We start from the raw sequence: 10689 nt of genomic DNA, 5'->3' as shown, positions 1-10689 counted from the left end.
TGTTCTGTCTCGTGAGGTTGGGAACGCGGCTGGCTGGTGGGAGGCCGCCGAGTGCGGTGTGGCCGCGGTGGTGATTGTAGGTGTGCAGCCACCGCGGGAGTGCTCGGCGGCGTTCGGTCTCTGACCGGTAGGGCCGGTGGTAGGCCCATTCGTCGAGCAGGGTGCGGTTGTAGCGTTCGACCTTGCCGTTGGTCTGAGGCCGGTAGGGACGGGTTCGTTTGTGCGTGACGCCGGCCGTGGTCAGGGTGTCGTGCCACAGGCGTGATCGGTAGCACGATCCGTTGTCGGTCAGGACGCGCCGCACGGTGATCCCGGCTCGGGTGAAGAACGCCTGCGCCCGCTGCCAGAACGCTGCCGCCGTCTCCTTGGTCTCGTCGGACAGGATTTCGGTGTAGGCCAGGCGGGAGTGGTCGTCGACGGCGTTGTGCAGGTAGCCGTAGCCCAGGTTGGGGCGCCCGCCGGTGGTGCGGGGCCGGTGCGGGTCGCGGTGGGCCGAGGAGTTGCGGCCGCCGGCGGCGCGGCCGTGGGTTTTGTGGCCGCCGCCGTCGGGGATGTTGCCGAGTTTCTTGATGTCGACGTGCACCAGGTCGCCGGGCGCGTCGTGCTCGTAGCGGCGGACGGTGCGGCCGGTGGCGCGGTCCAGGTGGGCCAGGCGGGGCATGCCGTGGCGGGTCAGGACCCGGTGCACGGTGGCGGGGTTGAGGCCGAGCAGGTAGGCGATGCGGGCCGGTCCCCAGCGGCGCAGCACCCGGACCTTGATGATGCGCCGCTCGGTGCGGGCAGGGGTCCGGCGCGGGCTGCGGCGGGGCCGGGAGGACCGGTCGGCCATGCCCGCCTCGCCCAGTTCCCGGTACCGGGTCGCCCACCGCTGTGCGGTGCTCACCGAGACCTGGAACCGTTCGGCGGCCCGACGCAGCGGCCACCCGTCGGTGACCACGCATCGGGCCAGGCGCAGACGTCCGGTCTCGGTCAGCGGGGCGTTACGGTGGGGCATGAGGGCCTCCTGGGGGTCGGTGCAGATGTCGCAATCCACACCGAACCCGGAGGCCCTCCCTCACTTCAAGATCATCCGACCGTGCCGCCGCGTTCGCAACCTCCATGGTCAGTACAGCTAGCCGAGGATCTTCGACATGTCGAAGTCGTCGAACTCGGCGGTGACGTCCTCGGCCTGGTTGCCGCCCCGCTCGATGCGCAGGCCGACCCGGCCGTTCGGCAGCGGCTGCTCGGCGTCGGTCTCGTCGATGACCCGGTCGCCGTTCACCCAGAGCCGCAGCCGGACGCTCTCGCCGTCGTCCTTGCCCTCGCAGGCGATCTGGACCTCGTTGGGGCCCTCCTCGTCCCACCCGCCGGACGAGTCGACCGCCGCGAGGTCCTTGGTGCCGCGGTCCCCGTCGACCTTGCGCAGCAGCGCGCCCTGGCCGTCGTTGCGGACCAGGAAGACGTACTGCCGGGCGCCCTCGTCGTTCGACCGGCACGTCATGCCGAACCGCGCGTCGGCGGGGCCCTCGCGGACGGCGACGGTGACGGTCGCCAGGAGCGGGTCGGGGAAGTCCTTCACCTCGCCCTTCGGCACGAACGCGTTCAGCGCCGAGTCGGAGCCGGAGGTGCGCATCCGGTACCGCTCGTTCACGTAGGTCTGGTTCTCGCCGAAGGTGTACCAGCCGGAGTCGTCGCTGGCGAAGGCGTCGCTGAACGCGGTCGCGAGCTTGTCCGGCGGCCCGCCGCCGATGACCTTGAACCCGACGAACGCGGCCACCGCGACGACGGCGGCCACGGCGGCGCCGATGGCCAGCGCCCGGCGCGGCACGCCGCCGCCCAGAGGACCGGACGGCCCGGACGGCGGCCGCGGGCCGGACGCCGCCGGCGGCGTGCGGAGCGCGTCGTCGCGGGTGGAGTCGTCGCCGGTCGGGCCGCCGCGCAGCAGGGCCGTCCTCGCGGGGGTCGCGGGGTCGGGGCCGCCCGGGGCGGGCGGCGACGGGAGGGTCGGCGCGTCCTGCACGCCCGCGCCGGCGGCGCCCGCCCCGGCGACGCCGGCGCCGATCCCGGCGCCCGCCCCGGCCGCCGCGCCGTGGCGGGGCCAGCCGCTCGCGACCGTCTCGGCGAGCGTCGCCGGGTCGGGGGTGGCGCCGGTGCCGACCAGCCGGCCGAGCAGCTCCTGGACGGACGGGCGGCTGCGGGGGTCCTTGTCCAGCGCGGCCGCGACGACGTCCCGCAGGCCGGGGTCGAGCGCGTCCAGCTTCGGCGCGTCGTGCACCACCCGGTAGAAGATCGCGGGGACGGTGTCGCCCGCGAACGGCGCGACGCCCGTCCCGGCGTAGGCGACGACGCAGCCCCACGAGAAGACGTCGGAGGCGGGGGTGATCGGCTCGCCGCGCAGGATCTCCGGCGGCAGGTAGTTCGGGGTGCCGACGAACTGCCCGGTGCGGGTGGGCCCGTCGGCGGCGTCGAGGGCGCGGGCGATGCCGAAGTCGATCACGCGGGGGCCGGTGGACGACAGCAGGACGTTCGCGGGCTTCAGGTCGCGGTGCACGATGCCCGCGCCGTGGATCGCGGACAGCGCGGTCGCGACGCCGACCGCGAGGCCCTCCAGGTCGGAGCCGGGCAGCGGACCGCGGTCCCGCACGGCCTTCTCCAGGCTCGGCCCGTCGATGAACTCGGTGACGACGTACAGCGGGTCCCGGTCGAGCTCGGCGTCCAGGACGGGCGCCGTGCAGAACCGCCGGACCTGCCGGGCCGCGGTCACCTCGCGCCGGAACCGCTCCCGGAACGCGCCCTCCCCGGCCAGCTCCCGGTTGATCACCTTGACCGCGACGCGGCGGCCGCCGTCGTCCTCGCCCAGGTAGACGGTGCCCATGCCGCCGCGTCCGAGCCGTCCGGTCAGCCGGTACGGGCCGAGCCGGTCGGGGTCCCCGGGGCGCAGCGCCTCGCCGTTGTCTCCTGGGTGCGTGGTCATCCTGATCCTGTGGGGGGTGAAATGCGGAATGGGGGGACTGTCCGTCAGAACCCTAGCGGTCCTCCGTGAAATGGGACGTTCGAAGCCTAGTGGTGGTTCAGCGTCCGCGCCGGGCGCGGGGCAGCGTCCGGAACGGCGGCAGCTTCTCGCCGGTGAGCCCGAACGCGTACGCGACGACGCGCGCCGACCACCGCTGGCAGCCGACGACCAGGCCGTAGAGCGGGCGCGGGTAGCGCCCGGTGAACGGGATGACCAGGCAGCTCGCCAGCAGCACCAGCACCAGCGCGATGTGCATGAGCAGCATGACCACCAGGTGCGGGACCACCAGGAGGGTGCGCAGCAGGGTCAGCCAGCGCTGCGCCCCCCGCCACGCCTCCGGGTACGGCAGGTCGACCAGGACGGTCGACTCGGCGCCGCTCGCGGCCGTCCCGCCGGCCGTCCCGTCCGCCGCGTCGCCCGCGGGCTCGGCCTCGGCCTCCGGGACGGGCGCCGGGAGCGGGACGGGCGGCGCGGCGGAGTCCGGGTCGGGCGCGGGCACCGGCGGCGGGAGCGGGTGCCCGCCCGTCGCGGTGGTCGCGCCGCCCGCGCCGTCCCGCCGCCAGGTCGCCGACACCGACTCCGCGAGCCGCTCCGGGTCCGGCCGCTGCTGGCCGACGAGCCGCGCCAGGACGTCCTGCGCGGTCGGGCGCTCGCGCGGGTCCTTGGTGAGCGCCGCCGCGACGATCTCCCGCAGCCGGAGGTCGAGCCCGCTCAGGTCGGGCCGCTCCGCGCCGATGCGGCGGAACGTCTCCGCGACCGTCTCGCCCCGGAACGGCGGCCGCCCCGTCCCGGCGAACGCCACCACGCAGCCCCACGCGAAGACGTCCGAGGCCCGCTCGACGGGCGCGCCCTCCAGCACCTCGGGCGCGATGTAGGACGGCGTCCCGACGAACTGCCCGGTGCGGGTGAGGCCGTCGGCGGCGTCGAGGGCGCGGGCGATGCCGAAGTCGATCACGCGGGGGCCGGTGGACGACAGCAGGACGTTCGCGGGCTTGAGGTCGCGGTGCACGATCCCGGCCCCGTGGATGGCGGTGAGCGCGGTGGCGACGCCGACCGCGAGGCCCTCCAGGTCGGAGCCGGGCAGCGGCCCGCGCTCGCGGATCGCGTCGTGCAGGCTGGGCCCGTCGATGTACTCGGTGACGATGTAGGGCGGGTCCTGGTCGAGCTCGGCGTCCAGGACGGGCGCCGTGCAGAACCGGTGGACGCGCCGCGCCGCCGTCACCTCCCGGCGGAACCGGGCGAGGAACGCCGGCTCCCCGGCCAGCTCCCGGTTGATCACCTTGACCGCGACGCGGCGCCCGTTCGGCTCCGCGCCCAGGTAGACGGTCCCCATGCCGCCGCGGCCCAGCCGTCCGAGCAGGCGGTAGGAGCCGAGGACGCGGGGCTCGTCCGGCGCGAGGGGTTCGGCGGTGGTGGTGGCGGTCATGGGGGCACGGGCTCCTCGGATGATCAGCTTTCCGGGCCCACCCTACGGCCCGTCACGGAGTCAGCAGGAGCTTTCCGGTGGTTCGCCGGGCCTCCAGGTCGGCGTGCGCCGTGCGGGCGTCGGCGAGTCCGTACCGGTGCCCGACGTGCACCCGCACCCGTCCGTCCGCGACCCACCGGTACACCTCGCCGGAGCGTTCGAGCAGCTCCGCGCGGGTCGCGACGTGGTGCGCGAGCGACGGGCGGGTGAGGAACAGCGACCCGGCCGCGTTGAGCCGCTGCGGGTCGAACGGCGGCACCGGGCCGCCCGCCGCCCCGTACAGCGCCAGGACGCCGCGCCGCCGCAGGCTCGCCAGGCTCCCGTCGAACGTGGGCGCGCCGACCCCGTCGTACACGGCGGCGACGCCCTCGCCGCCGGTCAGCTCCCGCACCCGGTCGGCGAACCCGTCGTAGCCGAGCACCGTGTCGGCGCCCGCCCGCCGCGCCAGCTCCGCCTTCTCCGGGGTCGACGCCGTGCCGATCACCCGGGCGCCGAGCATCGCGGCGACCTGCGTCAGCAGCAGCCCCATGCCGCCCGCCGCCGCGTGCACCAGCACCGTGTCGCCCTCCCGGACCGGGTACGTCGAGCGGGCCAGGTAGTGCGCGGTCATGCCCTGCAGCAGGACGGCCGCCGCGTCGTCCGAGGAGACGCCGTCCGGCACCGGCACGAGCTTCTCCGCCGGGACGACGGCCCGCTCCGCGTAGGCGCCCTGCACGTTCGCCCACGCGACGCGGTCGCCGGCGGCGAAGCCGTCCACGCCCGCGCCCACCGCCGCGACCGTCCCGGCGGCTTCCATGCCGGGCGTGTAGGGGAGCGGCTGCGGGTAGGCGCCCGACCGGAAATACACGTCGATGAAGTTGACGCCCGCCGCGGCGACGTCCACCAGCACCTCGCCGGGCCCCGGCTCCGGGTCCGGGCGCTCGGCGGGCACCAGCACCTCCGGGCCGCCGTTCTCCGACACGACGATCGCGCGCATGCGTCCACTCCCTCTCGACGGTGACCGCGTTGATCAGCGGGCTACGGAACGGGGCAACCGCGCCCCCGCACGGGTTGTTCCCTGCCCCGGACGCCCGGGTCCACCACCGCGGCGCCGGGCCGCGGGCGCGTCAGGTCCAGTCGCGGACGGTCGCGTCGACGAGCGCGACGGTCTCGTCGACGCGCGCGGCGATCGTCCCGGGGTCCCAGATCGCGCGGCGGGAGCACTCCTCGAACCCGACGCGGGTCGCGGCGGTGAAGAGCGCGACGACGAGCCGGGGCCGCGGGTCCCGTTCCGGGTCGACGCCCTCGCGGCGGGCGACCTCGGCGACCAGCGCGCCCTCCGACGCCGCGTACCGGGTCAGCTCGGCCGACAGCAGCGCGGGCGTCGCCTCGATCACCTGCCGGATCCGGCGGAACCGGGCGACGTCCTCCTCGTCGCCCGCGGCGATCTTCTGCAGCACGGTGCGCAGCGCCTCGAACAGCGCGGTGAACGGGCGCTCCCCGGCGGGCCGCGCCGCCACGGCCTCCTCCAGGGCCCGGTACCGCTCCGTGACCTGGCTGAGGATCACGTCCTCCTTGGACGCGAAGTACCGGAAGAACGTCCGCTGGGACACCGGGAGCGCGGCGACGATCTCGTCGACCGTCGTCTCCTCGTAGCCGTTCCGCGCGAACAGTTCCAGGGCGGCGTCGATCAGCGCCATCCGGGTCCGGTGCTTCTTGCGCTCGCGGACCCCGCCGGCGGAGGGGCCGCACGGGGGCCCCGGCGGCCCGTCGGCCGCTTCGGCGGTCATCGCTGCTCCTTTGCCCCGGTGCACGGGCGGTGCCCGCCCGCTCTCACAGTGCTTCTATCACGGCCGCACGGTACCCATCCGGGTGACATTTCAACTATTCGGTTGCGATTGGCCCCGCGGCGCCCCGCGTGTCGGACGTCCGGCCGAGGACCAGCGCCCGCCGCGGCGGGAAAGGCAGACCGTTCTCCGCGTTTTCGCTGCGCGGGCCGTCCGCTCGGGTCATGCTGAGACCGGTCACGAATCGTTGCCTAACGGTAGCCCAACGTTACCGTCCGGCGGGATGAGGTGGGTGAGCGGCATGTCCGTCATCGGCGGGCCGGATCTCGCGCGGGTGCGCCGGAGGCACCTCGCGGCGCTCGCGTACGAGGTGGAACTGCGCGGGCTGGCCTGGCGGCTCGCCGGGCCGGGGGAGTCGGTGCTGAGCGTCCGCGGCGCCCGCTCCGGCCGGAGCGTCATGGTGGTCGCCACCCCCTCCGGGGACGGCTGGTCCTACCTGTGGCCGGGCGGCGGCATGGCCGACGTGGCCGCCGCCGCCCAAGTTGCGGACCGGCTCGCCCGCCTGCTCGCCTGAACCCCGGCCCGGGCCGCCCCCGGGCCGCCCGGCGAGGGGCCGCCTTGCTTCCCGCTCCGCGATCTCTCTAGACTCGGCTGCGAACGTATGTTCGATCGTCCGCATGCCCTTCCCCCGTGCGGTGAACGCGAGGGGGAGGCAGATGACGCGCGTGTTCGGCGATCCCGTGGACGTCTCGGTGCGGGACGGGCGTCCGGTCCGGTTCGTCTGGCGCGGCCGGTGCTACACCGTGCGGCGCGTGCTGGAGCACTGGGTCGCCACCCGCGACTGGTGGCGCGAGCAGGACCCGGACGGCGACGTCCTGGGCGAACGCGAATTCTGGCGCGTGGAAGCCGCCCCGGGCGCGGAAACGGGCGTCTACGAGCTGAGATGCGACGTTTCGACGCAGACTTGGCTGCTTTCCCGGGTATGGGACTGACACGATGCATCTGCACGTCGCGTCCGCGTACTCGCTGCGCCACGGCGTCGCGCCGCCCGCCGCGCTGGCCGAGCGCGCCGCCGAACTGGGCATGGAGACGCTCGCCGTCACCGACCGCGACGGCCTCTACGGGGCCGTCCGGCACGTGCTGGCCTGCCGCGACGCGGGCCTCGGCGCGGTCGTCGGCGCCGACCTCGCGCTCGCCGGCGGCGGCCGGATCGTGGTCCTTGCCGAGGGCCGCGCCGGATGGCGGTCGCTGTGCCGGCTGGTCTCGGCGGCGCACGCGCCCGGGCACGCGGCCGTCCGCGCGTCCGGCACCGGGCCCGCGGTCACCCGCGAGCTGGTCGGGGCGCACGCCGAGGGCCTCGTCGTCCTGCTCGGCCCCGCCTCCGACGTCGGACGGGCCGTCGCCGAGCGGCGCCCGGACGAGGCCGCGCGGCGGCTCGCGGCGTGGCGCGCGGCCGCCGAGACCGCCGTCGAGATCGTCAACCACTTCGACCGGGGCGACGGGCACCGCGCCGCCCGGATGCTCGCCCTCGCCCGCGAGGCCGGGGTGCCCGCCGTCCTCGGCAACGCCGTCCGCTACCTGGACCCGGCCGACTACCCGGTGGCGCAGGTCCTGGACGTCACCCGCCGGCTCGTCCCGCTGGACCGCCGCCACCTGGAGGAGCGCACCGGCCACGCGTACCTCAAGCCGATCCCCGAGATGCGGCGGGCCGCCGAGCTGAGCTGCGGCCCGGGGGACGACCCGGACGCGCTGCTCGCCGCGACCCGGCGGCTGTCCGAACGGTGCGTCCTCGACCCGGACCGCGACCTCGGCATGGACCGGGTCCACCTGCCCGCCGTCGCCGGCGACGCCCACGCGCGGCTCGTCGCGCGCTGCGCGGACGGCCTCGTCCGGCGCGGGATGGAGCACTCCGCGCGGGCCGCCGCCCGGCTCGCCGACGAACTCGCCGTGATCGCCCGCAAGGGCCTCGCCGCCTACTTCCTCACCGTCGCCGACGCGGCCGCGCTGATCCGCTCCCGCGGCATCCGCTGCGCGATCCGCGGCTCCGGCGCGGGCAGCCTCGTCAACCACCTGATCGGCATCGGCGACCTCGACCCGCTCCGGCACGACCTGCTGATGGAGCGGTTCCTCGCCGACAGCCGCGAGGGCCTGCCCGACATCGACCTGGACGTCGAGTCGGCGCGGCGGCACGAGGCGTACCGGGCGCTGTTCGACCGGTACGGCGCCGACGGCACCGCCTGCGTGTCGATGATGGAGACCTACCGGGCGCGCAGCGCGCTCCGCGACGTCGGCAACGCCGTCGGGCTGCCGCCGCAGGAGATCGACGCGATCGCCAAGGCGTTCCCGCACATCCGCGCCAAGCAGATCCGCGCCGCCCTGCACGACCTGCCGGAACTGCGGCAGAGCAACCTCGCCCAGGGCCGCCTCGAAGTCCTGTTCCGGATCGCCGAGCGGCTCGACGGGATCCCCCGGCACGTCGCCATGCACCCGTGCGGGGTGCTGCTGTCGAACCCGACCCTGCACGACCGCACGCCCGTCGAGGAGAGCGCCCTCGGGTTCCCGATGAGCCAGTTCGACAAGGACGACGTCGAGGCGATGGGCCTGCTCAAGCTGGACGTCATCGGCGTGCGGATGCAGTCGGCGATGGCGCACGCGGTGGACGAGATCGCCCGCACCACCGGCGAGCGGCTCGACCTCGAGGCCGTCCCGCGCGACGACCCGGCCACGTTCGAGCTGATCCGCACGTCCCGCACCCTCGGCTGCTTCCAGATCGAGTCGCCCGGCCAGCGCGAGCTGATCGGCCGCCTCCAGCCGCGCGACCTCGACGACCTCGTCATCGACATCTCGCTGTTCCGGCCCGGCCCCGTCAACTCCGACATGGTGAGCCCGTTCCTGGACGCCCGCGCCGGGCTCCGCGAGCCCGACTACCCGCACCCCGACCTCGAACCGGCGCTGCGCGAGAGCCTCGGCGTCGTCGTCTTCCACGAGCAGGTCCTGCGGGTGGTGGACGCCATGACGGGCTGCGGGCTGTCGACGGCCGAGGCGGCCCGCCGCGCCCTCGGCGACGCGGAGGGCCAGGCCGCCGTCGGCGCGTGGTTCCGCGACCGGGCCCGCGCGCGCGGCTACGGCGAGGCGGCCGTCGACCGGGTGTGGCGGACGCTCACCGCGTTCGGCGCCTTCGGGTTCTGCAAGGCGCACGCGGCGTCGTTCGCCCTGCCCACCTACCAGTCGGCGTGGCTGAAGCGGCACCACACCGCCGCGTTCTACGCGGGCGTCCTCACCCACGACCCCGGCATGTACCCCAAGCGGGTGATCCTCGACGACGCCCGGCACTTCGGGGTGCCGATCCTGCCGCTGGACGTCAACCGCTCCACCGCCGACTGGCACGTCGAGCCGGTGTCGGAGGGCGGGCCCGCCGGGATCCGGGTGGCGCTGTCGGAGGTGAAGGGGATCGGCGAGGCCGAGGTCGGGTCGATCGTCGAGGCGCGCGCGGGCGGCCGTCCGTACCGGTCCCTCACCGACTTCTGGCGGCGGGCCCGCGTGTCCCGGCCCACCGCGGAACGGCTCGTCCTCGCCGGCGGCTTCGACGCCCTCTACGCCCCGCACGCCCCCGGCGCGGACCCGGCCGCGCCGGACCCGGCCGCGCCGGGCGGCGGGGCGGCGCCGCGGCGGGACCTGCTGTGCCGCGTGGGCGCGCTCGACCGCGTCACCGGGCGGCCCCGGCGGGGCGCCGGGGCGGCGGACGGCCAGCTCCCGATCGGCTTCGCCGACGGCGAGCTCGAACCCGTCCTCGCCGCGCCCGTCGCGGACCCGGCGCTCGGCGACGTCGCGCCCACCGGCCTGCCGCCGATGACGCCCGCCGAGATCGTCGAGGCCGAGCTGGAGATCCTCGGCATGGACGTCTCCCGGCACGTCCTGACCTTCTACCGGCCGCTGCTGGCCGTGCTGCGCGCCGTGCCCGCCGCCGACCTGCCGCGCCGCCCGCCCGGCACGGACGTCCTGGTCGCGGGCGTGAAGGTCGCGACGCAGACGCCGGCCGTCCGGTCCGGGCAGCGGGTCGTCTTCGCGACGCTCGACGACGCGACCGGCCCGGTCGACCTGGCGTTCTTCGAGTCCGTGCAGGACCGCTGCGCCGCCACCGTGTTCGGCTCGTGGCTGCTGGCGGTGCGCGGCCGGATCCGCCGCGCCGGGGGCCGCGCGGTCTCCGTCACCGCGACGGCCTGCTGGGACCTGGCGTTCCTCGAGGAGGAGCGGCGGCGCGGCGGGCCCGCCGCCGTCCGCGCGGCGATGGCGCGGCCCGGCCCGTCCGGACGGCCGGTCGGCCGCCGCGTCGTCCAGCCGACCGGGTTCGCGATGTCGCCGTACTCCGACATCGGCCCGGCGGGCGCGCCCGCCGCGTCCCGTCCGCCGGCGAAGCTGTGGCACGCCAGCACGGGCAGCTCCGGCCCCACCCCCTGACCGGACGC

Annotated in this window: 8 protein-coding genes; 3 read left to right on the top strand and 5 right to left on the bottom strand. The window is 75.8% G+C overall.

From position 1 onward, the window contains the following. The 5 genes from H505_RS0127965 to H505_RS44750 form a co-directional block, all read right to left on the bottom strand. The coding region (locus H505_RS0127965; protein ID WP_026404624.1) for an IS481 family transposase at positions 1-994 on the bottom strand (994 nt) is incomplete at its 3' end. A 117-nt stretch (positions 995-1111) separates the two neighbouring features. Further along, a complete protein-coding gene (locus H505_RS52030; protein WP_026404623.1) occupies positions 1112-2953 on the bottom strand; it encodes a serine/threonine-protein kinase in 1842 nt (613 codons plus the stop codon). 97 nt (positions 2954-3050) lie between these two features. Beyond that, positions 3051-4418, bottom strand: coding sequence for a DUF4389 domain-containing protein (locus tag H505_RS44755; RefSeq protein ID WP_051301246.1), 1368 nt, complete (start codon positions 4416-4418; stop codon positions 3051-3053). A gap of 52 nt (positions 4419-4470) precedes the next feature. After that, positions 4471-5433, bottom strand: a complete 963-nt coding sequence (locus H505_RS0127950) for a quinone oxidoreductase family protein (protein WP_026404622.1) — start codon at positions 5431-5433, stop codon at positions 4471-4473. Between the two features lie 130 nt (positions 5434-5563). After that, positions 5564-6226 (bottom strand): TetR family transcriptional regulator, encoded by a 663-nt coding sequence (locus H505_RS44750; protein ID WP_051301245.1) that lies wholly within the window; start codon positions 6224-6226, stop codon positions 5564-5566. 280 nt (positions 6227-6506) lie between these two features. Here H505_RS44750 and H505_RS0127940 point away from each other — a divergent pair, with 280 nt between their 5' ends. From H505_RS0127940 to H505_RS0127930, 3 genes are all read left to right on the top strand, one after another. Further along, positions 6507-6797 (top strand): hypothetical protein, encoded by a 291-nt coding sequence (locus tag H505_RS0127940; RefSeq protein ID WP_233617407.1) that lies wholly within the window; start codon positions 6507-6509, stop codon positions 6795-6797. A 142-nt stretch (positions 6798-6939) separates the two neighbouring features. Further along, positions 6940-7215 carry a DUF6504 family protein gene (locus H505_RS0127935; protein ID WP_026404620.1) on the top strand — a complete coding sequence of 92 codons (276 nt, stop codon included), beginning with the start codon at positions 6940-6942 and terminating at the stop codon, positions 7213-7215. Positions 7216-7219: 4 nt separating this feature from the next. After that, a complete protein-coding gene (locus H505_RS0127930; protein ID WP_026404619.1) occupies positions 7220-10681 on the top strand; it encodes a DNA polymerase III subunit alpha in 3462 nt (1153 codons plus the stop codon). The last annotated feature ends 8 nt before the right edge of the window (positions 10682-10689 follow it).

The organism is Actinomadura rifamycini DSM 43936 (genome assembly GCF_000425065.1).
In the GTDB taxonomy this organism is placed as follows: domain Bacteria; phylum Actinomycetota; class Actinomycetes; order Streptosporangiales; family Streptosporangiaceae; genus Spirillospora; species Spirillospora rifamycini.
This window is presented reverse-complemented; position numbering and strand designations above follow the sequence as displayed.